This is a genomic window from Streptomyces sp. NPDC051913 (assembly GCF_044593635.1).
In the GTDB taxonomy this organism is placed as follows: domain Bacteria; phylum Actinomycetota; class Actinomycetes; order Streptomycetales; family Streptomycetaceae; genus Streptomyces.
The window spans coordinates 221,202-243,765 of the sequence record NZ_JBIUCI010000007.1 but is presented as its reverse complement, the minus strand read 5'-3'; the positions used below and the strand labels follow the sequence as shown (position 1 = coordinate 243,765).

General features: G+C 70.4%; 19 protein-coding genes. 9 read left to right on the top strand and 10 right to left on the bottom strand.

The features are described 5' to 3' along the window. Window positions 1-34 precede the first annotated feature (34 nt). From uvrB to ACIHIX_RS22930, 6 genes are all read left to right on the top strand, one after another. A complete protein-coding gene (uvrB, locus tag ACIHIX_RS22955) occupies window positions 35-2,170 on the top strand; it encodes an excinuclease ABC subunit UvrB (protein ID WP_399959013.1) in 2,136 nt (711 codons plus the stop codon). A 151-nt stretch (window positions 2,171-2,321) separates the two neighbouring features. After that, entirely contained in the window at window positions 2,322-2,900 is a 579-nt protein-coding gene (locus ACIHIX_RS22950) for a TerD family protein (protein ID WP_329340429.1), read from the top strand. Between the two features lie 91 nt (window positions 2,901-2,991). Further along, complete coding sequence (locus tag ACIHIX_RS22945) at window positions 2,992-5,046, top strand: TerD family protein (RefSeq protein ID WP_399959011.1); 2,055 nt, start codon at window positions 2,992-2,994, stop codon at window positions 5,044-5,046. Window positions 5,047-5,279: 233 nt separating this feature from the next. Then, window positions 5,280-6,269 carry a TerC family protein gene (locus tag ACIHIX_RS22940; protein ID WP_399959009.1) on the top strand — a complete coding sequence of 330 codons (990 nt, stop codon included), beginning with the start codon at window positions 5,280-5,282 and terminating at the stop codon, window positions 6,267-6,269. A 128-nt stretch (window positions 6,270-6,397) separates the two neighbouring features. Further along, a complete protein-coding gene (locus ACIHIX_RS22935; protein ID WP_399959007.1) occupies window positions 6,398-6,712 on the top strand; it encodes a hypothetical protein in 315 nt (104 codons plus the stop codon). Window positions 6,713-6,773: 61 nt separating this feature from the next. Continuing rightward, window positions 6,774-7,874: a calcium:proton antiporter gene (locus tag ACIHIX_RS22930; RefSeq protein WP_399959006.1), complete on the top strand. Its 1,101-nt coding sequence runs from the start codon at window positions 6,774-6,776 to the stop codon at window positions 7,872-7,874. Window positions 7,875-7,960: 86 nt separating this feature from the next. Here ACIHIX_RS22930 and ACIHIX_RS22925 read toward each other — a convergent pair whose 3' ends face one another. Then, window positions 7,961-9,274, bottom strand: a complete 1,314-nt coding sequence (locus ACIHIX_RS22925) for an MFS transporter (RefSeq protein ID WP_399959004.1) — start codon at window positions 9,272-9,274, stop codon at window positions 7,961-7,963. 62 nt (window positions 9,275-9,336) lie between these two features. Continuing rightward, the gene (locus ACIHIX_RS22920; protein ID WP_399959002.1) at window positions 9,337-10,383 is read right to left on the bottom strand and encodes a S66 peptidase family protein; all 1,047 of its coding nucleotides are present in this window, start codon (window positions 10,381-10,383) and stop codon (window positions 9,337-9,339) included. Between the two features lie 103 nt (window positions 10,384-10,486). Here ACIHIX_RS22920 and aroQ point away from each other — a divergent pair, with 103 nt between their 5' ends. Further along, window positions 10,487-10,960 (top strand): type II 3-dehydroquinate dehydratase, encoded by a 474-nt coding sequence (aroQ, locus tag ACIHIX_RS22915; RefSeq protein ID WP_399959000.1) that lies wholly within the window; start codon window positions 10,487-10,489, stop codon window positions 10,958-10,960. Window positions 10,961-11,021: 61 nt separating this feature from the next. On the opposite strand, the gene ACIHIX_RS22910 is transcribed toward aroQ, so the two are convergent. The 5 genes from ACIHIX_RS22910 to ACIHIX_RS22890 form a co-directional block, all read right to left on the bottom strand. Beyond that, complete coding sequence (locus ACIHIX_RS22910; RefSeq protein ID WP_399958998.1) at window positions 11,022-11,780, bottom strand: amino acid ABC transporter ATP-binding protein; 759 nt, start codon at window positions 11,778-11,780, stop codon at window positions 11,022-11,024. Beyond that, window positions 11,777-12,673, bottom strand: coding sequence for an amino acid ABC transporter permease (locus ACIHIX_RS22905; RefSeq protein WP_399958996.1), 897 nt, complete (start codon window positions 12,671-12,673; stop codon window positions 11,777-11,779). Before ACIHIX_RS22905 ends, ACIHIX_RS22910 begins: the two co-directional genes overlap by 4 nt. Beyond that, window positions 12,670-13,557, bottom strand: coding sequence for an ABC transporter substrate-binding protein (locus ACIHIX_RS22900; protein ID WP_399958995.1), 888 nt, complete (start codon window positions 13,555-13,557; stop codon window positions 12,670-12,672). The genes ACIHIX_RS22905 and ACIHIX_RS22900 overlap by 4 nt, the downstream gene beginning before the upstream one ends. Window positions 13,558-13,853: 296 nt before the next feature. Then, a complete protein-coding gene (locus tag ACIHIX_RS22895; protein ID WP_399958993.1) occupies window positions 13,854-14,510 on the bottom strand; it encodes an MBL fold metallo-hydrolase in 657 nt (218 codons plus the stop codon). 21 nt (window positions 14,511-14,531) lie between these two features. Then, on the bottom strand, window positions 14,532-15,218 hold the full coding sequence (locus ACIHIX_RS22890) for a maleylpyruvate isomerase family mycothiol-dependent enzyme (protein WP_399958991.1): 687 nt from the start codon (window positions 15,216-15,218) through the stop codon (window positions 14,532-14,534). A 224-nt stretch (window positions 15,219-15,442) separates the two neighbouring features. On the opposite strand from ACIHIX_RS22890, the gene uvrA reads away from it, so the two are divergent. Together uvrA and ACIHIX_RS22880 are read left to right on the top strand one after the other, a co-directional pair. Beyond that, on the top strand, window positions 15,443-18,499 hold the full coding sequence (uvrA, locus tag ACIHIX_RS22885; protein ID WP_399958989.1) for an excinuclease ABC subunit UvrA: 3,057 nt from the start codon (window positions 15,443-15,445) through the stop codon (window positions 18,497-18,499). A gap of 157 nt (window positions 18,500-18,656) precedes the next feature. Next, a complete protein-coding gene (locus tag ACIHIX_RS22880) occupies window positions 18,657-19,118 on the top strand; it encodes a DUF4231 domain-containing protein (protein WP_399958987.1) in 462 nt (153 codons plus the stop codon). Window positions 19,119-19,149: 31 nt separating this feature from the next. Here ACIHIX_RS22880 and ACIHIX_RS22875 read toward each other — a convergent pair whose 3' ends face one another. The 3 genes from ACIHIX_RS22875 to ACIHIX_RS22865 all read right to left on the bottom strand — a co-directional run bounded on the left by ACIHIX_RS22875 (window position 19,150) and on the right by ACIHIX_RS22865 (window position 22,317). After that, window positions 19,150-20,070 carry a carbohydrate kinase gene (locus ACIHIX_RS22875; protein WP_399958985.1) on the bottom strand — a complete coding sequence of 307 codons (921 nt, stop codon included), beginning with the start codon at window positions 20,068-20,070 and terminating at the stop codon, window positions 19,150-19,152. Beyond that, window positions 20,067-21,194 (bottom strand): LacI family DNA-binding transcriptional regulator, encoded by a 1,128-nt coding sequence (locus ACIHIX_RS22870; RefSeq protein WP_399958983.1) that lies wholly within the window; start codon window positions 21,192-21,194, stop codon window positions 20,067-20,069. Before ACIHIX_RS22870 ends, ACIHIX_RS22875 begins: the two co-directional genes overlap by 4 nt. Before the next feature lie 163 nt (window positions 21,195-21,357). Next, a complete protein-coding gene (locus ACIHIX_RS22865) occupies window positions 21,358-22,317 on the bottom strand; it encodes a hypothetical protein (protein WP_399958981.1) in 960 nt (319 codons plus the stop codon). Between the last annotated feature and the right edge of the window lie 247 nt (window positions 22,318-22,564).

The following is a 22,564-nucleotide window of genomic DNA, read 5'->3' as shown; positions in this document are numbered from 1 at the left end:
CGCGTTGTCAGTGGGTGGTCGTACGGTGGACTCCATGCGGCCCGTTTCCCACATCGAACGCACGGTGGCGCCTTTCGAGGTCGTCAGCCCCTACCAGCCCAGCGGCGACCAGCCGACGGCCATCGCCGACCTGGCCCGGCGCATCGAGGCCGGTGAGAAGGACGTCGTCCTCCTCGGCGCGACCGGCACCGGCAAGTCCGCCACCACCGCGTGGATGATCGAGAAGCTCCAGCGGCCCACCCTGGTGATGGCCCCGAACAAAACCCTGGCCGCCCAGCTGGCCAACGAGTTCCGGGAGCTCCTGCCGAACAACGCGGTCGAATACTTCGTCTCGTACTACGACTACTACCAGCCCGAGGCGTACGTCCCGCAGTCGGACACCTACATCGAGAAGGACTCCTCGATCAACGAGGAGGTCGAGCGGCTGCGCCACTCCGCGACCAACTCGCTGCTGACCCGCCGCGACGTCATCGTGGTCGCCTCGGTCTCCTGCATCTACGGTCTCGGTACTCCGCAGGAGTACGTGGACCGGATGGTCCCCCTCAGGGTCGGCGACGAACTCGACCGTGACGAGCTGCTGCGCCGCTTCGTCGACATCCAGTACACGCGCAACGACCTGGCCTTCACCCGGGGCACCTTCCGGGTCCGCGGCGACACCATCGAGATCTTCCCGGTCTACGAGGAGCTCGCCGTCCGCATCGAGATGTTCGGCGACGAGATCGAGGCGCTGTCCACGCTGCACCCGCTCACCGGCGAGATCATCAGCGACGACCAGCAGCTGTACGTCTTCCCGGCCTCCCACTACGTGGCAGGGCCGGAGCGCATGGAGCGGGCCGTCAACGACATCGAGAAGGAGCTCGGTGAGCGTCTGACCGAGCTGGAGAAGCAGGGCAAGCTCCTTGAGGCCCAGCGGCTGCGCATGCGGACCACGTACGACCTGGAGATGCTCCGTCAGATCGGCTCCTGCTCCGGCGTCGAGAACTACTCGATGCACTTCGACGGCCGTGAGCCCGGCTCCCCGCCGAACACCCTGCTGGACTACTTCCCGGACGACTTCCTGCTGGTCATCGACGAGTCACATGTCACGGTCCCGCAGATCGGCGCCATGTACGAGGGCGACGCCTCCCGCAAGCGCACCCTCGTCGACCACGGTTTCCGGCTGCCCTCGGCCCTCGACAACCGCCCGCTGAAGTGGGAGGAGTTCCAGGAGCGCATCGGGCAGACCGTCTACCTGTCGGCCACCCCCGGCAACTACGAACTCTCCCGCGGCGACGGCGTCGTCGAGCAGATCATCCGCCCGACCGGTCTGATCGACCCGGAGGTCGTGGTCAAGCCCACCGAGGGCCAGATCGACGACCTGGTGCACGAGATCCGCAAGCGCACCGAGAAGGACGAGCGCGTCCTGGTCACCACGCTCACCAAGAAGATGGCCGAGGACCTCACGGACTACTTCCTGGAGCTCGGCATCCAGGTCCGCTATCTGCACAGCGACGTCGACACCCTGCGCCGCGTCGAGCTGCTGCGCGAACTGCGCGCCGGTGAGTACGACGTCCTGGTCGGCATCAACCTCCTCCGCGAGGGCCTCGACCTCCCCGAGGTCTCCCTGGTGGCGATCCTCGACGCCGACAAGGAGGGCTTCCTGCGCTCCGGCACGTCCCTCATCCAGACCATCGGCCGCGCGGCGCGCAACGTCTCCGGCCAGGTCCACATGTACGCCGACAAGATCACCCCGGCGATGGAGAAAGCCATCGACGAGACCAACCGGCGCCGGGAGAAGCAGGTCGCCTACAACACGGCGAACGGCATCGACCCCCAGCCGCTGCGCAAGAAGATCAACGACATCGTGGCGCAGATCGCCCGCGAGGACGTCGACACCGAGCAACTGCTCGGCTCCGGCTACCGCAAGCAGAAGGACGGCAAGGGCGCCAAGGCACCGGTGCCGTCCCTCGGCGGCAAGGCGGCGGGCGGCAAGGCCGCCAAGGGCAAGGCCAAGGACACCGTGCCGACCGATCGGCCCGCGGCCGAGCTGGCCGAGCAGATCGAGGAGATGACCGCGCGGATGCGCGCCGCCGCCGCCGATCTCCAGTTCGAGATCGCGGCCCGGCTGCGCGACGAGGTCTCCGAGATGAAGAAGGAACTCCGCCAGATGCGGGAGGCGGGCATCGCCTGACGGACACGCGACGCCCCTGTTGTACGCGCTGTGTTGCAAGACCGACACAAATTGCGCCCCGGGTAGCGGCACTGTCAGTGCCCCTGCGTAGGGTTCTGGTCAACCGCGGACTCCGCGGCAACAGGGGACAGTTCGAGAGGGGAATCAGCGCGTGACCGTCAACATGACCAAGGGTCAGGCCATCAGTCTGCAGAAGAACGACGGCGGCAGCCTGACCGCGGTGCGCATGGGTCTCGGCTGGCAGGCGGCTCCCCGTCGCGGCCTGTTCGGCTCGCGCACCCGCGAGATCGACCTGGACGCCTCCGCCGTGCTGTTCGCGGACAAGCAGCCGGTCGACGTCGTCTTCTTCCGCCACCTGGTGAGCGACGACGGCTCGGTTCGCCACACCGGCGACAACCTCGTCGGCGGTGTCGGCCAGGGCGGCGACGACGAGGCGATCCTCGTCGACCTGGCGCGCGTCCCGGTCCACATCGACCAGATCGTGTTCACCGTGAACTCCTTCACGGGCCAGACCTTCCAGGAAGTGCAGAACGCGTTCTGCCGTCTCGTCGACGAGACCAACGGCCAGGAGCTGGCCCGCTACACGCTGGCGGGCGGCGGCGCCTACACGGCCCAGATCATGGCCAAGGTGCACCGCACCGGCCCCGGCTGGACGATGACGGCCCTCGGCACACCGGCCAACGGCCGCACCTTCCAGGACCTGATGCCGGCGATCCTGCCGCACCTGTAGCCCGCCCGGCCAGGGCCCGCGACACCGGCATGATCCGTCCGCCGGGCCCTGGCGGCACCCGACACCGAAAGCGACACAGGGGGACGAAGGCATGACGGCCGAGCTGGTGCGGGGGCAGAACCACCCGCTCTCCCAGGCCCGTCTCGAGATCCGGGTCTCGGCCGGCAAGCCGATCGTGGCCGGCGTGACGCTCAGCGACGAGCACGGCAAGGTCCACGGCATCGAATGGGTGGCCCACCCGGGCGCCCCCACCCTGCCGGGCCTGGAGGTCTCCCGCCAGGCCGCCGCCGACCACCGCCTCGCGGTGGACCTCGACGCCGTGCCGGAAGCGGTGCACCGGGTCAGCGTGCTGCTCGCCCTGCCCACCGGAGTGGGCGGCCCCGTCAGGTTCGGTGGTCTCGCCGCCCCCTTCCTCGCGGTCACCGGCCTCGACGGCTCCGAGGTCGCCAGCTACACCATCACCGGCCTGGAGGCCGAGTCCGCCGTCGTCGCCCTGGAGCTGTACCGCCGCCAGGGCGCCTGGAAGGTCCGCGCGGTCGGCCAGGGATACGCCGGCGGTCTCGCCGACCTCCTCGCCGACCAGGGTCTGCCGCAGGCCCACCAACTGGCCGGCAGCATCAACGACGCCGTGGCCCAGGGCCTCGCCCGCTCGGTCCAGGCGCCCCGCACCGACGGCGACCGCACCCGGCACGCGGCGACCCCGACCCTCGGCGCCGACCAGGGCGGCGCCGCAGCTCAGGGCGCCGTACCACCGCCCCCGCCCGCGTCGCCTTACGGCAACCAGGCAGCGGGCGCGCCCGGGCAGCCCACTTCTCCCTACGGTGCCCAGACACCAGGCACCCCGGGGCAGCCGCCCGCCTCGCCCTATGACCCCCCGGCCGCCGCGGACCCGCCCTCCGGCGCCCAGCCGGGTGCCACCGCGGGTGGCACCGTCAACTACAGCCATCCGCGCCGCCAGACCACCGCCCCGCCGCCGCCCCCGCCGACCGCGCCCCCGGCCCAGCCCGGACAGCCCCAGCAGCCCGTCGCGGGCGACGCGACCGGCTGGTCCATGGACGAGCGGCTCTACAACCAGGTGTGGGGCATGTTCGAGGACCTGGCCCGCACCATGGCCGCGTACCGCAGCGCGGTCGACTTCGCCGACTCCCGTATGGAGAAGGAGCTGGACCAGGCCCTGTCCGATCCGCGCAGCCGGATCGGCGGCCAGAGCGACGCCGCGCGCGAGGCGGCCCGCGCCCGGCACACCGAACTCGTCGACCAGGCGCGCGCGGCCCTGGATCGCGACCTCGCCCAGCTCGCCGCCGAGGCCGACGTCGTGGAGCCCGCGCTGCCCGCGGCCTACGCCCGCTGGGACAACCCCGTCTGGCACGGCCACCGGGTGCCGATGGAGATCCCCATGGCCCTGCGCCTGGGCGACCTGCATCTTCCCGAGGCCCCGCAGCTGCGCATCCCGATGCTGGTCCGGCTGCCGCTGGAGCGCGGTCTGTGGATCGACAGCGGGCGCGCCGACTCGCTCGACGGCTCCTTCACCGACTCCCACGACCTCAAGCGTCTGGCGATGGAGACCGCGGTGGCGCACGCGGCCCGGCTGCTCGCCGTCTATCCGGCCGGCGAGTTCACCGTGCACGTCATCGACCCGGCGGGCTCCGGCGGGCAGGCGCTCGTACCGCTGGTGCAGACCGGTGTGCTCGCCGGGCCGCCCGCCCTCGGCGCGGCGGGTGTCGCGGACGTCCTGGCCCGGCTCACCCAGCGTGTCGACCTGGTGCAGATGGCGGTGCGCGGCGGCGCGCCCGACTCGCTCCCACCCGGCTTCGACACCTCCGAGCAGCTGCTGATCGTCAACGACTTTCCGCACGGCTTCGACGACCGTGCCGTGACCCAGCTGCGCTATCTCGCCGACGAGGGCCCGGCGGTCGGCGTCCATCTGATGATGGTGGCGGACCGCGAGGAGGCCTCCGCGTACGGCCCGTTGCTGGACCCGCTGTGGCGTTCGCTGCTGCGACTGAGTCCGGTGCCCGACGATCATCTCGCCGACCCGTGGGTGGGGCATGCCTGGACGTACGAGCCCTCGCTCGTGCCGCCGGGCAGCCAGGTGCTCCAGCGGGTGCTGAGTCAGCTCGCAGCCGCCCGTACCAAGTACACGTAAAGGCCCACGAACTGCGACTTTGACCTTTCTTTTGCCAATCGCTTTACCTTTCCTTGGTGATTGGGGTACCGTTTTCCTTGCGGAGGGGAGTACTCCCTGTCGATGCGGCGTACCCGTCAATACGGAGCAGATCCCATGGATCCGTTCCCGGGGCGTCGGCCCACCTTGGGTGGAAGAGACCTCCGGCAGCGCGACGACGCTGACATTTGCCGTTACGTAATGCCGGAGGATCAGTGGATGTTTCCGTGACCCTGTGGGTCCTGACCATCGTGGGCCTGGCCGCCCTCATCGCGGTCGACTTCTTCATCGGCCGCAAGCCGCACGACGTGTCCATCAAGGAAGCCGGGATCTGGACGGTCGTCTGGATCGCCCTGGCCGGCCTCTTCGGCCTCGGCCTGCTGATCTTCGGCGGGGGTCAGGCCGGTGGAGAGTTCTTCGCGGGCTTCATCACCGAGAAGTCCCTGAGCGTCGACAACCTCTTCGTCTTCGTCCTGATCATGGCGAAGTTCGCGGTGCCCTCGCAGTACCAGCAGCGGGTGCTCCTCGTCGGTGTCCTCATAGCCCTGGTCCTGCGGGCCGTCTTCATCGCCGCGGGCGCCGCCATCCTCGCCAGCTTCGCGTGGGTCTTCTACCTCTTCGGCGCCTTCCTGATCTGGACCGCCTGGAAGCTCATCCAGGAGGCCCGGGCCGACGAGGAGGACGAGGAGTTCGAGGAGAACAAGCTCCTCAAGGCCGCCGAGCGCCGCTTCGGCGTGGCTGACCGCTACCACGGCACCAAGCTCTGGATCGAGGAGAACGGCAAGCGGGTCATGACCCCGATGCTCGTCGTGATGCTGGCGATCGGCACGACCGACGTGCTCTTCGCCCTCGACTCCATCCCCGCGATCTTCGGCCTGACCCAGGACCCGTACATCGTCTTCACGGCCAACGCGTTCGCCCTGATGGGTCTGCGCCAGCTGTACTTCCTCATCGGCGGCCTGCTGAAGAAGCTGGTCCACCTCAGCTACGGCCTGTCGATCATCCTCGGCTTCATCGGCGTCAAGCTGGTGCTGCACGCGCTGCACGAGTCCGGGGTCCACGTCCCCGAGATCAGCATCCCGGTCTCCCTCGGCGTGATCTGCGGCGTCCTGGTCGTCACCACGATCACCAGCCTCCGCGCCACCAGGAAGCAGGCGGCGCAGACGCGGAGCGATGGCGCTCCGAAGGACAGCATCGACGCCTGACCACGTCGGACGTAGGAACAACCAGCACCGGGAGCGCCGCATGACCGATTGCCGCCTGTCGCTCCCGGTGCTTCGGTTGTCTGCGGAGCGTCTCCACGCCGGAGACGCCACGGCCGGGTGGAGGCACCATGGACGCACCCATGAAGTTCGTACAGATTCTCGACTTCGAGACCGACCGCATCGACGAGATGCGCGAGCTGGCTCAGCAGCAGGAGGAGAGCATGGCGGCCCGCAGCGGCGGCCCCACGCACCGCCTCGTCCTGAAGGACCGCAACCAGCCCAACCGCTACTTCGCGGTGATCGAGTTCGACTCCTACGACGAGGCGATGGCCAACAGCGATCACCCCGACACGACCAAGTTCGCCGAGCAGATGGCCGCGCTGTGTACCAAGCCACCCACCTTCACCGACTGCGACGTCGTGGACGTCACCGAGTTCAAGTAGCGCCCGCCGGGCCCCGTACCGCCGGAGTGCGGGGCCCCTTCGCCTCTGCGACGATCGCTTCATGATCGCTCGGCTCAGGTCGCTGACCACCCGGTGGACGCTCCTCGTGCCGGTGCTCGCGGTCGTCCTGCTGGCCTTCACCTGGGGGCGTGATCTGCCGGGCGTGGTGGTCGGCCTGGTGACCGTGGTCCTCGCGGGCGCCGTCCTGGCCGCCGTGCACCATGCCGAGGTCGTCGCCCACCGGGTCGGCGAACCCTTCGGCTCGCTCGTCCTCGCGGTCGCCGTCACCATCATCGAGGTCGCGCTGATCGTCACCCTGATGGCCGACGGCGGCAGCAAGGGCTCGACCCTCGCCCGGGACACGGTCTTCGCGGCCGTGATGATCACCTGCAACGGCATCGTCGGCATCTGCCTCCTGGTCGCCTCCCTGCGCCATGGCATCGCGGTCTTCAACCCCGAGGGCACCGGCGCCGCCCTCGCGACCGTCGCCACCCTGGCCACCCTCAGCCTGGTGCTGCCGACGTTCACGACGAGCAAGCCGGGCCCGGAGTTCTCCGGCGTCCAGTTGACCTTCGCCGCACTGTCCTCGCTGATCCTGTACGGCCTGTTCGTCGCCACCCAGACCGTGCGGCACCGCGACTACTTCCTCCCCATCACCCGCCAAGGCGAGGTCATCACCGCCGACGACCATGCCGACGCGCCCTCCGCCCGCACCACCCTGATCAGCCTGGGCCTGCTGGGCCTCGCCCTGATCGGCGTGGTGGGACTGGCCAAGGGCGTGTCGCCCACCATCGAGTCCGGAGTGGAGGCCGCCGACCTCCCGCATGCCGTCGTCGGTGTGATCATCGCCCTGCTGGTCCTGCTCCCCGAGACCATCGCCGCGCTCCGCTCCGCCCGCCGCGACCGGGTGCAGACCAGCCTCAACCTCGCGCTCGGCTCGGCGATGGCCAGCATCGGCCTGACCATCCCCGCCGTCGCCCTGGCCACCGTCTGGCTCGACGGCCCGCTCGTCCTCGGCCTCGGCTCCACCCATATGGTGCTGCTCGCCCTGACCGTGGTCGTGAGCTCCCTGACAGTGGTGCCCGGCCGGGCCACCCCGCTCCAGGGCGGCGTACACCTGGTGGTGTTCGCGGCCTACCTGGAACTGGCGCTCAACCCCTAGAACTAGGTCGTGTCTTTCGGATCATCCCGGGGCCGCGGGGCCTAGACCGCGCGCCGCCAGAACGCCCTTCAGGCCGCCCGCCCCGCTCATTCCATGACCGGCTCCGCCTTGACCGCCGCCGTCGGCCCCACCGGTCGTGTCTCCGGCAGCAGCGCGAAGCAGACCAGGCTGAGCAGCGCGATCCCCGTCAGATACGCCCCCACCCCCCACGGCACCCGGCCGCCCCGCTCGGCCAGCGCCGTCGCCACGATCGGAGTGAGCGCGCCCCCGAGGACCCCGCCGAGGTTGTAGCCGACCGCGGCACCCGTGCAGCGCACCCGTGGCTCGTACAGCTCCGGCAGATACGCGGCGATCACCGCGAACATCGTGATGAACGCGAGCATCGCGCCCAGGAACCCGAGGAACATCAGCAGCGGAGCCCCCGTCGCGAGGAGCGCGACCATCGGGAACATCCACAGCGCCGCCGCCGCGCACCCGGCCAGACACAACGGCCGCCGCCCGTACCGGTCGCCGAGCAGCGCCACCACCGGCGTGAGCGAGCCCTTCACCACGACCGCGGCCATGATGCAGGCCAGCATCACCGTACGGCTCACGCCCAGCCGTTCGGTCCCGTAGGCGAGGGACCAGGTCGTCACCGCGTAGAAGATCGCGTACCCGACCGCGAGCCCGCCGGCCGTCAGCAGGACGAGCCGCCAGTGGTCGCGGACCACCTCGGCCAGCGGCACGCGCGCGTGGTCGTCGAGTTCGAGGAAGGACGGGCTCTCGACGAGCGACGACCGCAGCCACAGCCCCGCCAGGGCCAGCACACCCGCCGCCCAGAACGGAACCCGCCACCCCCATGAAGCGAACTGCGCGTCCGTGAGCGTCGCCGACAGCACCAACATCACACCGTTGGCGAGCAGGAAGCCCAGCGCGGGCCCGACCTGCGGAAAGCTCGACCACAGCCCGCGCCGCTCGGCCGGCGCGTGCTCCGCCGTCAGCAGCACCGCCCCGCCCCACTCCCCGCCGAGCCCCAGCCCTTGAAGGAACCGCAACCCGAGCAGCAGCAGGGGAGCGGCCACCCCGATGGAGTCGTACGTCGGCACACAGCCGACCGCGACGGTGGCACCGCCGGTGAGCAGCAGCGACAGCACAAGGACCGGCCGCCGGCCGCGCCGGTCGCCGATGTGCCCGAACAGCACCGACCCCAGCGGCCGGGCGACGAACCCCACCCCGAACGTGCCGAACGCGGCGAGCGTCCCCGCCAGCGGCGAGAACGTCGGGAAGAACAGCGGCCCCAGGACCAGCGCCGCCGCGGTCCCGTAGACGAAGAAGTCATAGAACTCGATGGCCGTCCCGGCGAGGGAGGCGGCCGCGAGCCGCAGCATGGAGGGCGCCCTTACGGTGCGTACGTCGTGCATGCCGCGTCAACTACCCACGGTGACCATGGGTTACGGGGGCGCGTGGAGGCGCGGCCGCCGGGTCAGTAGGTGACCGTGATGCGCCGGGCGGGGCCGTCGACCCGTACGAGTCCGCCGTAGGGGATGACCAGTTGGGGGTCCGTGTGGCCGAAGTCCACGTCGAAGACGATCGTGGTGTCGGGGGCGTACACGCGCATCGCGCGGAGTACCGCTTCGCGCTGCTCGACCGCGTAACGGTCGGCCTCCTCAGGGCTGTTGGGCCGCTCGAAGGACCAGGTCTTGGGGCGGCCCATCAGGAGCGCGGAGAAGCGCCGGAGCAGGCCGCGTTCGCCCATGTTGCGCAGGGTGCGGAAGACCTCCTCGCCGCTCGGCAGTTCCTCGGAGGTCTCCAGGAGCAGCACGCCGCCGTCGTACACGCTCAGGTCGCGGGCGATCTCGCGGTCGGCCATCAGCAGCCATCCCAGGATCTCCAGGCAGCCGCCCCAACTGCGGCCCTCGACCACCCGGTCGGGGTTCACCCAGGTCCAGCCGCCACCCGGCCGGGTCGGCGGTGCCGTCTCGAAGGTCGCCGGGTCCGCCCAGTCCCGGTTGACGTCGTTCCAGCGCTCGGCGGGCGTGAGTTCGTACCCGCCGGAGGTGAACAGCGCCGCCCTGAGCGAGTCGGCGGTGAGCGTGTCCATGGCCACCGGGCGCCCGAGCGCGGTCATCACGGTCGCGCCGTGGTAGCCGACGATGCCGGTGTTGTGGAGATAGGCCAGCAGGTTGGTGTTGTCGCTCATCCCGAAGAACGGCTTCGGGTTCGCCCGGATCAACTCCCGGTCCAGGAACGGCAGGACGGTGATCTGGTCGTCGCCCCCGATCGAGGCCATGATCACCTTGATGTCGGGGTCGGCGAAGGCGGCGTTGACGTCGTCGGCCCGCTCCTGCGGGGTCGCGCCCATCCTGCGCGTCGTCGGGTACTCGACGGGTACAAGGCCGAACTCCTCGCGCAGCCGCTCCAGCCCCAGTTCGTGCGGGCGCGGAAAGAGCCCGGGCAGCCCGGCGCCGGGCGAGATGACAGCTATTCGGTCGCCGGGGGAGGGCTTGGGCGGGTACGAGATCGTCGTCATTCCGGGAGGGTACGGGCCGCACCGCGCCCGGCGCACCGTGATAAACCGGGTCTGAGCAGCGGTCTTCAACGGGCCGCCCACCCTTCACCGGACCGGAGGAACCGTGCCCCGCACCCTGGCCAACGCCCCGATCATGATCCTCAACGGCCCCAATCTGAACCTGCTCGGGCAGCGTCAGCCGGAGATCTACGGCAAGGACACGCTGGCCGACGTCGAGTCCCTGTGCGCCAAGGCGGCGGCCGCGCACGGCGGCACGGTGGACTTCCGCCAGTCCAACCACGAGGGTGAGCTGGTCGACTGGATCCACGAGGCGCGGCTGAACCACTGCGGGATCGTCATCAATCCCGGTGCCTACTCGCACACCTCGGTCGCGATCCTGGACGCCCTCAACACCTGTGACGGACTGCCGGTGTTGGAGGTCCACATCTCCAACATCCACCAGCGCGAGGCCTTCCGGCACCATTCGTACGTCTCCCTGCGCGCCGACGGTGTCATCGCGGGCTGCGGGGTGCAGGGGTACGTGTTCGGCGTGGAGCGGGTCGCCGCGCTGGTGGGGGCGGCACAGGCCGACGTGTAAGGACCGATGGCCAGGAGGGCGGTCGTTACAACCGCCCTTTACAGCCCTACGTACCCATGCCTTACAGCCGCCCCGCCTCCACGATCCGCCGCAGGAACCGCTGTGTGCGCTCCTGCTGCGGGTCGCCGAAGATCTGCTCGGCCGTCCCGCGCTCCAGGACCACGCCTCCGTCCAGAAAACAAACCTGGTCGGCGACGTCCCGCGCGAAGCCCATCTCGTGCGTGGCCAGCACCATGGTCATGCCGTCGTCCTTGAGGTCACGGACGACGTTCAACACCTCGCCCACCAGCTCCGGGTCGAGGGCGGCGGTGATCTCGTCGAGCAGCAGCAGCCGGGGACGCACCGCGAGAGCCCGTACGATCGCCACCCGCTGCTGCTGACCGCCGCTCAGCCGGTCCGGGTACTCGCCCGCCTTCCCGCCGAGCCCGAGCCGCTCCAGCAGCTCCCTGCCACGCTCCTCGGCCTCCGCGCGGGACACCCCGTGCACCCGGCGCGGGGCGAGGGTGATGTTCTCCAGCACGGTCATGTGCGGGAAGAGGTTGTACGCCTGGAAGACCACGCCGATTCGGCGGCGTACCGCGTCCTGGTCGACGCGCGGGTCGGTGATCTCCTCACCGTCCAGCCAGATCGCGCCGTCGTCGATCTCCTCCAGGAGGTTGGCGCAGCGCAACAGCGTGGACTTGCCGGAACCGGAGGCGCCGATCAGCGCGGTCACGGTGTGCGGGGCGACCTCCAGGTCGACGTCCCGCAGCACGACCGAGTCACCGAAGGTCTTGCGGACGGACTCCATCCGCAGCACCGGTGCGTCCGCGTCGCTCATGCGATCCCTCCCTGGGCCCGCTGACGGTCCATCCGTGCCGTCACCCAGTCCGTGAAGCGGGTCATCGGGATGGTCAGCGCCACGAACACCAGGCCCGCGACGATGTACGGCGTGTAGTTGAGGCTGCGGCCCACGATGATGTCGGCGGCCCGGACGGCGTCCACCGCGCCGCCGATCGACACGAGCCCGGTGTCCTTCTGGAGCGACACCAGGTCGTTGAGCAGCGGCGGCACCTGACGGCGTACCGCCTGCGGCAGCACCACGTACCGCAGCGCCTGCCGGTTGGAGAGGCCGAGGGAGCGGGCCGCGGCACGCTGCGAGGGGTGGATGGACTCGATGCCGGCGCGGAACACCTCGGCGACGTACGCCGAGTACGTCAGCGTCAGCGCCGTGCCGCCCAGCCACACCGGGTCGACCGTCACGCCCTGGAGCCGCAGCGCGGGGACGCCGAGGACGACGATCATGAGGTTGATGATGAGCGGAAGCCCGCGGAAGAAGTCCGTGTAGGCCGCGGCCAGCACGCGGAGCGGGAAGAACACCGGGCCGCGCAGCGTACGGGCGACGGCGATGAGCATGCCGAGGACGAGCACGGCCGCGCCGCAGATCAGCAGCAGCCGGACGTTGAGCCAGAGCCCTTCGAGGATCTTGGGCAGCGCCTCGCGCGCGTACTGCCCGTCGAAGAAGGTCTCCTTGGTGCGCGGCCAGCCGGGCGCGTTGACGACGACCAGATAGAGAACGACCGCCGTCACGAGCGTCGAGACCGCGGCGATCGCGGTGGCGCGACGGGAGCGGGCGCGCTTGTGCCGCTCGCGCTCCAGCCGCCGCGCGGAGGGCGTGTACGCGTCGACCGGGTCCGGCGTCTGCGCGCCGGACTCGTCCTTCGTGAGCGTCACTTGAGCACCGGGGCGTCGACGGCGTCGGACAGCCACTGCTGCTCGATCCTCGTCAGCGTGCCGTCCTTGCGCAGGGCGTCCACGGCGCCGGTCACGCAGGAGGTGAGCGCGCTGCCCTTGTCGAGGACGAGACCGAACTGCTCCGGCGTGCCGCCCTGGTTCTCGAACTGGCCGACGATCTCGGCGTCCGTGACCTCGGCCGCGGTGATGTAGAAGGCGGTCGGCAGGTCGACGACGATCGCGTCCACCTGGCCGTTCTTCAGGGCGGACTTGGCCTGGTCGTTCTTGGCGTACGCGGCTGCCTGCTGCGTCGGCTTCACCACGTCCTCGATGTAGTTGAGGCTGGTGGTGCCGACCTGGGCGCCCAGCTTGAGGCCCTTGAGGTCCGCGATGCGCGTCGCCTTGGCGGCCTTGGTGCCCTTGAGGGCGATGACGGCCTGGCGGACGTCGTAGTAGCCGGACGAGAAGTCCACGGCCTTCTTGCGCTCGGCGCTGATCGACACCTGGTTGATGTCGAAGTCGAATGTCTTCTCCCCGGGCGCGAACGCCTTGTTGAAGGGGACGCTCTGCCAGACCACGGCGCTCTTGTCGTAACCGAGCTGCTCGGCCACGGCGTAGGCGACCGCGGACTCGAAGCCCTTGCCGTTGGCGGGCTTGTCGTCCTTGAACCAGGGCTCGTACGCCGGTTCGTCGGTGGCGATCGTCAGCTTGCCCGACGTCTTGGTGGCGAGCTCGCCCTTGGTGCACGCGGCGCCCGTCGTCGACCCCGAGGGCTTGGCGGCCGAGTCCTCCTCGGGCTGCGGAGCACAGCCGACGGCGGTGGCGAGCAGGGCTATCGTTGCGGCGGCTACGGCGCGGCGCAGGGCGCTGGGGGCGAGGTGCATGGCGGGAGATTGACAGCACGTCGCCCCGTTTGTCGAGGTCACGTCGGCTTTTGTCCGCATACTGGGAACGGGTGTTGCGTTCTCGTGAACGGTCCCTGTGCGGGTGCGTCGCCGGGGCCGCCGGTCGAGGGCGGGGATCGGAAGACCGGCGGCCCGTACCGCGCAGGAGCCGTCATCCTGTGCGGGGCTGGCACCAGTTGACCGCGCAACAACGCGGGCCGGGAGCGTGCGGAGGACACCGGCGTGTGCGAAGGGTTCACACGGGGCGCGCGGACAGGCGTCGCGCGCCCCGGCGTTCACCACCCGCGCGCGTGCCACTCCGGCAGCTGCGGTCGCTCCGCGCCCAGCGTCGTGTCGTTGCCGTGCCCGGGGTAGACCCATGTCTCGTCCGGGAGGACGTCGAAGATCTTCGTCTCCACGTCGTGGATCAGGCTGGCGAACGCCTCGGGGTCCTTCCACGTGTTGCCCACACCGCCGGGGAACAGGCAGTCGCCGGTGAAGACATGGGGATGGCCGTGCGGGTCGTCGTAGACGAGGGCGATCGAGCCCGGCGTGTGGCCGACCAGATGGCGGGCGGTGAGCTCGACGTGGCCCACCCGGAGGGTGTCGCCGTCGGCGAGGAGGACGTCGGTCGGCACGGGGATGCCGACGGCGTCGTCCCGGCCCGCGTAGGTGCGGGCGCCCGTGGCCTCGACGACCCGGGCGAGCGCCTGCCAGTGGTCGCCGTGCTGGTGCGTGGTGACGACGGAGGCGATGCCGTCGTCACCGATCATGCCGAGCAGCGCGTCCGCGTCGTTGGCCGCGTCGATCAGCAGTTGCTCGTCCGTGGCCCGGCAGCGCAGCAGATAGGCGTTGTTGTTCATCGGGCCGACCGCGATCTTGGTGATCATCAGGTCCTTGAGCTCGTGCACGTCCGCCGGGCCACCGACGGTCACCTGTCCGCTGTACGTCATGGCGGTCAGTCTAGGACGCGCTCACAGCGCGGGAAGCTCCGGCAGCCGTCCGCCCTCCACCCGCAGCGTCGATCCGTCCCGGCGTCCGGCGAGCCAGCCGAGCAGGTCCGCCGGGGGGCCCGTGACCGTGGCCACGACCGCCTCGGCCACCTGACCCGTCGTCCACACGCGCGTGCCGTCCGTCAGTCGTGTCGGCGGTACGTCGGGGTGCCCGGTGAAGCGGTCGGCGAGGAACGCGATCTCTCTTCCCGTGAACTCGGCAGGCACGTCCTCCAGCTCGTATCCGATCCCCAGGTCGACGCGGTGCAGCTCCACCTCCACCCACCGCCGGAACGGCACCATGGCCGCCGAATCGGTGACCCCGTTGCGCAGCTGCACGATCCGCGACCAGTCGGCCGGCGCGGCCCCCGCCTCCTGGAAGCGGGCGGCGCTGTCGCGGACGTCCGCGAGCTGGACGTCGAGGGGGCGCGGGGCGTCCCGGTCGATGTCGGCGTCCCTGGCGTCGCCCGAGGCGTACATGGGGCGACCTTCGAGTACGTTCACGAGAGCGTCCGCGTTCCGGGCGAGGTGGGCGAGGACGTGACCACGGGTCCACCCGGGAAGCCGTGACGGCTCGGTCACAGACGCGTTGTCCAGTTCGCCGACCGCGGTGAGCAGCCGGTCCGTAGCGTCACGTACAGACGCCAGGTCATGCGCGTGATCAATCATGGTGCTGACCCTAGCCCCGCCACACCTTTGGGTGAAGGTGGTGAAGCAGTGCCGTAAATCGAATGCGCGTGCTATATGGTCGGTCGTGGCGTCGGGCATGCTGGATGGTCCGGGATTGTTGTCCCATTCGGGAATCCGACCGGCGTTGTCAGTGGCTCCCCCTAGTGTGAGAAGACACGGGGGCCTCGCCCCTGTCACCACTCTCAAGAAAGGTGCGGACCGGCGTGGCCGACCGTCTCATCGTCCGTGGCGCGCGCGAGCACAACCTGAAGAACGTCTCGCTCGACCTGCCGCGTGACTCGCTCATCGTCTTCACGGGCCTGTCCGGGTCGGGCAAGTCCTCCCTGGCCTTCGACACCATCTTCGCCGAGGGCCAGCGCCGCTACGTGGAGTCGCTCTCCTCGTACGCCCGCCAGTTCCTCGGCCAGATGGACAAGCCGGACGTCGACTTCATCGAGGGCCTCTCCCCGGCGGTCTCGATCGACCAGAAGTCGACCTCCCGCAACCCGCGCTCGACGGTCGGCACCATCACCGAGGTCTACGACTACCTGCGACTGCTGTTCGCCCGCATCGGCAAGCCGCACTGCCCCGAGTGCGGGCGGCCCATCGCCCGCCAGTCGCCGCAGGCCATCGTCGACAAGGTCCTGGAGCTGCCGGAGGGGAGCCGCTTCCAGGTCCTCTCGCCGCTCGTACGCGAGCGCAAGGGCGAGTTCGTCGACCTCTTCGCCGACCTCCAGACCAAGGGCTACTCCCGCGCGCGGGTCGACGGCGAGACCATCCAGCTCTCCGAGCCGCCCACGCTGAAGAAGCAGGAGAAGCACACCATCGAGGTGGTCGTCGACCGGCTCACGGTGAAGGACTCCGCCAAGCGCCGGCTCACCGACTCCGTGGAGACCGCCCTCGGCCTGTCCGGCGGCATGGTCGTCCTCGACTTCGTCGACCTCCCCGCCGACGACCCCGAGCGTGAGCGCATGTACTCGGAGCACCTGTACTGCGCCTACGACGACCTGTCCTTCGAGGAGCTGGAGCCCCGCTCCTTCTCCTTCAACTCCCCCTTCGGCGCCTGCCCCGAGTGCACGGGCATCGGCACGCGCATGGAGGTCGACCCGGAGCTGATCGTCCCGGACGAGGACAAGTCCCTCGACGAGGGCGCCATCCACCCGTGGTCGCACGGCCACACCAAGGACTACTTCGGCCGTCTCATCGGCGCCCTCGCGGACGCCCTCGGCTTCCGCACGGACATCCCCTTCGCCGGGCTGCCGCAGCGCGCCAGGAAGGCCCTGCTCCACGGCCACAAGACGCAGATCGAGGTGCGCTACCGCAACCGGTACGGCCGTGAGCGCGTGTACACCACGCCGTTCGAAGGAGCCGTCCCCTTCGTCAAGCGCCGCCACAGCGAGTCGGAGAGCGACGCCAGCCGGGAGCGCTTCGAGGGCTACATGCGCGAGGTGCCCTGCCCCACCTGTGCGGGCACGCGCCTGAAGCCGATCGTCCTCGCGGTCACCGTCATGGGGAAGTCGATCGCCGAGGTCTCCGGCATGTCCATCAGCGACTGCGCGGACTTCCTGGGCGAGCTGAAGCTCAGCGCCCGCGACAAGAAGATCGCCGAGCGGGTGCTGAAGGAGGTCAACGAACGGCTGAAGTTCCTGGTCGACGTCGGCCTGGACTACCTCTCGCTGAACCGCGCGGCCGGCACCCTCTCCGGCGGTGAGGCCCAGCGCATCCGCCTGGCCACGCAGATCGGCTCCGGCCTCGTCGGTGTGCTCTACGTCCTCGACGAGCCGTCCATCGGTCTGCACCAGCGCGACAACCACCGGCTGATCGAGACCCTGGTCCGGCTGCGCGACATGGGCAACACGCTCATCGTCGTCGAGCACGACGAGGACACCATCAAGGTCGCCGACTGGGTGGTCGACATCGGCCCCGGCGCGGGCGAGCACGGCGGCAAGGTCGTGCACAGCGGCTCCATGAAGGAGCTGCTCGCCAACGACGAGTCGATGACCGGGCAGTACCTGTCCGGCAAGAAGGCCATCCCGCTCCCGGACATCCGCCGCCCGCACGACCCGTCCCGGCTGCTCACGGTGCACGGCGCCCGGGAGAACAACCTCCAGGACATCGACGTCTCGTTCCCGCTCGGCGTCTTCACCGCGGTCACCGGCGTCTCCGGCTCCGGCAAGTCCACCCTGGTCAACGACATCCTCTACACGCACCTGGCGCGCGAGCTCAACGGCGCCCGCAGCGTCCCCGGGCGGCACACGCGCGTGGACGGCGACGACCTCGTCGACAAGGTCGTCCATGTCGACCAGTCGCCCATCGGCCGCACCCCGCGGTCCAACCCGGCGACGTACACGGGTGTCTTCGACCACATCCGCAAGCTGTTCGCCGAGACCACCGAGGCGAAGGTCCGCGGCTACATGCCGGGCCGCTTCTCCTTCAACGTCAAGGGTGGCCGCTGCGAGAACTGCGCGGGCGACGGCACCATCAAGATCGAGATGAACTTCCTCCCGGACGTCTACGTCCCGTGCGAGGTCTGCCACGGCGCCCGGTACAACCGGGAGACCCTGGAGGTCCACTACAAGGGCAAGTCCATCGCCGAGGTCCTGAACATGCCCATCGAGGAAGCCATGAACTTCTTCGAGGCCGTCCCGGCGATCAACCGCCACCTCAAGACGCTCAACGACGTCGGTCTCGGCTATGTCCGCCTCGGCCAGTCCGCGACGACCCTGTCCGGTGGTGAGGCCCAGCGCGTGAAGCTCGCCAGCGAGCTCCAGAAGCGCTCCACCGGGCGTACGGTCTACGTCCTCGACGAGCCGACCACCGGTCTGCACTTCGAGGACATCAGCAAGCTGCTGACGGTCCTGGCCGGCCTGGTCGACAAGGGCAACACGGTCATCGTCATCGAGCACAACCTCGACGTGATCAAGACCGCCGACTGGATCGTCGACATGGGTCCCGAGGGCGGTGCGGGCGGCGGTCTCGTCGTCGCCGAGGGCACCCCCGAGGAGGTCGCCGGAGTCCCGGCCAGCCACACCGGCAAGTTCCTGCGCGAGATCCTCGGCGCCGACCGGGTCAGCGACGGGTCCGCGGTGAAGGCCCCGCGCAAGGCGACGGCCAGGACCGCGGCGAAGACTGCGACCAAGACGGCGGCGAAGAAGACCGTCGCGGCCAGGTCGACGACGAAGAAGACGGCGACGGCCAAGACCACCGCCGCGGCCACCAAGGCGGCCTCCGCGAAGAAGGCGGCTCCGGCCAAGAAGGCGACCAGGGCCCGCAAGGCCTGACGGGGCAGAACACGGGATCCCGGGAGGCGGCCGACCGACGGCCGCCTCCCGGCACCGTTTCCGGCCCCCGTCCCTTTGATCGACGGGCCCCGGGCTGTCATGCTGCGCCCAGCATCGAGCAGTGAGCACCAAGTGCCTTGCACAGCAGGGGGAATCCATGTCCGAACCCGTCGTCCCGGCCGCCAGAGGCATGTCACCGGACCGCCGTGAGGAAAAGCCCGCGGACGTCGTATGGCAGCGCCTGCAAGAACAGATCCGCTGGTTCGACAGGAAGAGCGAGTCCGCCCAACACCAGTTCAGGCGCCTGAAGATGGCGACGCTGGTGCTGGCCGCGGGCATCCCCGTAGCCGTGGCGGCCTCCGCGCCGAACTGGGTCGCGGCACTCATGGGCGCCCTGGTCGCGGTCGTCGAGGGAACCCAGCAGCTCTTCAAGTACCAGGAGAACTGGATCAGTTACCGCTCGGTCTGCGAGAACCTGCGCCGTGAGGAGCACCTGTACCTGGCCCACGCCGGCCCCTACGCCACCGCTCAGAACCCCGAACTGCTGCTCGCCGAACAGGTGGAGAAGCTCGGGAGCCAGGAAACGACCCAGTGGGCGGAGCGCGAGACGGCGCACTGACCTTCCGCCGCCTGCTGCCGTCTCCCTCGGATCAGCTCTCCCGCAAGTCCCCCACCTCACCGGCGTACGGCGGTTCCGCCCCCGCCCGTGAGCAGGTGATCGCCGCCGCGCGCGCCGCGAACCGCAGCAGTCGGGTCCAGTCGTCGGGGCGCAGTGCCTCAAGGGCCTGTGCGGACAGGGCGTCCAGGGTGGCCAGGCCGTGCAGCAGGGCCGCGTTCACGGTGTCGCCGGCGCCGATCGTGTCGACGACGTCGACCTCCTCGCCCGGCACGGAGTGCACGCCCCCGTCCCGGGTGAACGCGGTCAGTCCGGCACCGCCCTGGGTGACGACCACGGCCGAGGGGCCCGAGGCGAGCCACTCGCGCGGGGTCCCGCCGAGCCAGAGCGCGTCCTCCTCCGAGAGCTTGAGCAGCGACACCGACGGCAGCCAGCTCTTGAACCGGGCCCGGTAGGCGTCCGCGTCCGGGATCAGCCCGGCGCGGATGTTGGGGTCGAGCGCGGTGAACACGCCCCGCGCGGCGGAGGCCCGCATCAGCTCCTCGTAGGCGCTCGCCCCGGGCTCCAGTGCCAGCGAACAGGTGCCGAACGACACCGCGCGCGTGCCGGCGGGCAGGCGGTCGGGGGCCGTGAACAGGCGGTCGGCGGTGCCGTCGACGTAGAAGGAGTAGGCGGCCGAGCCGTGCGCGTCGATCGTCGCGACGGCCAGTGTGGTCGGCTCCGGGCCGCGCTGCACGGCCGACACGTCCACCGAGGCCTGCCGCAGCCCGTCGAGCAGGGCCTCGCCGAACGCGTCGGTGGACGTACGCGAGCAGAAGGCGGTGGGGGAGCCGAGGCGGCCGAGGGCGACGGCCGTGTTGTACGGGCCGCCGCCGAGCGCCGGCGTCAGCGCCGCCAGGGCGCCCGTGCCCTGCGGTACCAGGTCGATGAGTGCCTCACCGGCGACGACGATCACGAGGCGGTTCCTTTCTGAGGTTCTTCAGGGTTCCCGGGCTCCCCGGACTCCGCAGATTTCCCGGGTTTTCCAGACTCCGCAGCCTTCTCGGACTCCCCGGGCCGCACGGGCGGCGGGACGGTATCGGCGCAGCCGCACGAGCTGCGGTGCACGAACGTGCAGGGCAGCCGTACGGTCCGGGCGGGCTCGTCCGGCGCGGCCAGCCGGGCCAGCAGCACCCGTACGGCCTCGGCGCCGAGCTCCTTGCTGGGCTGGGCGATCGCGGTCAGCCGGGGGGAGAAGAGGTCGGCCCAGGCGAAGTCGTCGAAGCAGCACAGCGCGAGGTCGCCCGGTACCGACAGACCGTGGTCGCGCAGGGCACGCAGGGCGCCGATGGTCATCGCGTTGTTGGCCGTGACGAGTGCCGTGGGCGGATCGGCGAGGGCCAGCAGGGCGGCGGTCGCCCGTTCGGCACCGGCCGACGCGGAGTCGCCGTGCGCGACGAGCTGCTCGTCGTACGGCAGTCCGGCGGCCGTGAGCCCGGACCGGTACCCGGTGATCCGCTCATCGCTGGTGCTGAGCCCGGGCAGCCCCGCGACCAGGCCGATCCGCCGGTGGCCCAGGTCGGCGAGGTGGCTGACCAGCCGGCCGGTCGGCCCGACGTTCTCGGCGCACACCTGGTCGAAACGAGGCGCGTCGCCGACCACCCGGTCCAGCAGCACCGTCGGTACCCGGTGGCGGTCGAGGTAGGCCAGCAGGTCACCGGGTTCCGCGGAGGGGGCGACGATCATGCCGTCCACCCGGCGCTCGTGCAGGAGCTGGACGACCTCGCGCTCATGGACGGGGTCGTCGTGCGGGTCGGCGATGAGGAGACCGTAGCCGTGTCGCAGCGCCTCGGCCTCGACGCCCTGGAGGATCTCCGTGAAGTACGGATTGCTGATCGCCGACACCGCGAGCCCCAGGGAACGGGTGCGGGACGTCACCAGGGCGCGGGCGAGGGTGTTGGGCGTGTAGCCGAGCTCGTCCATGGCGTCGAGGACCGCCTGGCGGGTGTGGGGGAGGACCGGCCGGGTGCCGTTGAGCACATGCGAGACGGTCGCCACGGAGACGCCCGCGCTGCGTGCCACGTCGGCCATGGTCGGCATGGCGACCCCCGTTCCCTCCCAGAAACACCTTCAGGCCGGGAACGTATCCCATCCAGGGCCGGACGTAAACGCTTGCGCAAGCGTTTACGTGCGGCCCTGGGAACTCGGGCAGGGGCGCTCCGCGCCTCGGAGGGGGGCGCCCCTGCATCTCAGGCGGCGCGCTCTACTCCCAGTCCCACCCGATCCCCACGATCCCGCTGCGCACCCTCGGTTCCACGATGTGGACCGAGCGGTGGAGCCCGGTGAGGGCCAGTTCCTGGCGGCCGCTGCGCGGGGCCGCGGGCGAGTGCTGGGTGAAGCGGTGGCAGCGGGACGGCAGCGCGTTCTCGTCGAAGCGCACCTGGAGCGCGTACTGGCCGCCGGCGGGCCCGAACCCGCGGACGTACTCGCGGGAGACACCGGCCGTGCCGTCCTCGATGGCGTAGCGGAAGAGGAACGTATCGCCCGCGCGCAGCCGCATGTCGAAGAGCAGCTCGGCCACCAGTACCCCGGTGTCGTGGTGCAGCCGCACGCGCCCCGTGCGGCAGTTCTCCAGTGCGTGCACCCGCATACGCTCCGGTATGCACCCCGGGTCGCCGTGGTGGACGGCCAGGAAGCGGTCGACGCCGTCCTTGTGGGCGCGCACGATGTGGTGCGACTCGCGCCCGAGGAGCTCGCGGCGCCCACCGATCCGTACCCGCTCGTGGTGCCCGAGGGTGTGCAGTCCGCCGTCCATGGGCGAGCCCAGGTCGGCCAGCAGCCGCTGGAGGGCGCCGGAGGCCTCGACGAGGGAGCGGTAGGAGCGGGCGGCGGGGCGCTGGCCGGCCGCGCTGTCCTCGGTCTCGGCGAGCAGCCTGATCAGCGACTCCTCGGGCAGCTGGAGGATCTCCTCCAGGGCGCGGACGGCGCGCAGCGACTCGGGCCGCTGGGGCCGCCGTGCTCCCTGCTGCCAGTAGCTCAGGCTGGTGACACCGACTTTGACGCCGTGGCGGGAGAGGTGGTGCTGCACGCGCTGGAGAGGCAGACCGCGGGCGGCGATCGCGGCACGCAGGGCCACGTGGAAGGGGCCGCCTCGCAGGGCCGAGTCCAGTTCCGCGGTGGCGACGACGGCGGCGACGTCCGCGTGCTGTGTGGCGTGCGGCATGCAGGGGCCTTTCTGTGGGTGTTCGCAACGGCTGGTCAGACCGTGCGCGGGGACGTCCTCGGGGCCACCCCGTCGGCGCAGGGCGTCATCACACAGGTACGCCGTGGCTTCCGTGCGCCGTCGTTCACGGCCCCGAGTTCCCCCGCATTGAAGCGTGTTGACCTAGTCCCGACAACACCTCCTGCCCAACAGCGGCCCCTCTGCGGCTGATACGCGACCGGTGGAGTCAAGTCGGCCCGCCGAAGCA

Coding starts and splice junctions, on each gene's coding strand:
- uvrB (WP_399959013.1), top strand. CDS start 35: ATGCGGCCCGTTTCCCACATCGAACGCACGGTGGCGCCTTTCGAGGTC.
- ACIHIX_RS22945 (WP_399959011.1), top strand. CDS start 2,992: ATGACGGCCGAGCTGGTGCGGGGGCAGAACCACCCGCTCTCCCAGGCC.
- ACIHIX_RS22935 (WP_399959007.1), top strand. CDS start 6,398: ATGGACGCACCCATGAAGTTCGTACAGATTCTCGACTTCGAGACCGAC.
- ACIHIX_RS22930 (WP_399959006.1), top strand. CDS start 6,774: ATGATCGCTCGGCTCAGGTCGCTGACCACCCGGTGGACGCTCCTCGTG.
- ACIHIX_RS22925 (WP_399959004.1), bottom strand. CDS start 9,274: ATGCACGACGTACGCACCGTAAGGGCGCCCTCCATGCTGCGGCTCGCG.
- ACIHIX_RS22920 (WP_399959002.1), bottom strand. CDS start 10,383: ATGACGACGATCTCGTACCCGCCCAAGCCCTCCCCCGGCGACCGAATA.
- ACIHIX_RS22910 (WP_399958998.1), bottom strand. CDS start 11,780: ATGAGCGACGCGGACGCACCGGTGCTGCGGATGGAGTCCGTCCGCAAG.
- ACIHIX_RS22900 (WP_399958995.1), bottom strand. CDS start 13,557: ATGCACCTCGCCCCCAGCGCCCTGCGCCGCGCCGTAGCCGCCGCAACG.
- ACIHIX_RS22895 (WP_399958993.1), bottom strand. CDS start 14,510: ATGACGTACAGCGGACAGGTGACCGTCGGTGGCCCGGCGGACGTGCAC.
- ACIHIX_RS22890 (WP_399958991.1), bottom strand. CDS start 15,218: ATGATTGATCACGCGCATGACCTGGCGTCTGTACGTGACGCTACGGAC.
- ACIHIX_RS22880 (WP_399958987.1), top strand. CDS start 18,657: ATGTCCGAACCCGTCGTCCCGGCCGCCAGAGGCATGTCACCGGACCGC.
- ACIHIX_RS22870 (WP_399958983.1), bottom strand. CDS start 21,194: ATGCCGACCATGGCCGACGTGGCACGCAGCGCGGGCGTCTCCGTGGCG.
- ACIHIX_RS22865 (WP_399958981.1), bottom strand. CDS start 22,317: ATGCCGCACGCCACACAGCACGCGGACGTCGCCGCCGTCGTCGCCACC.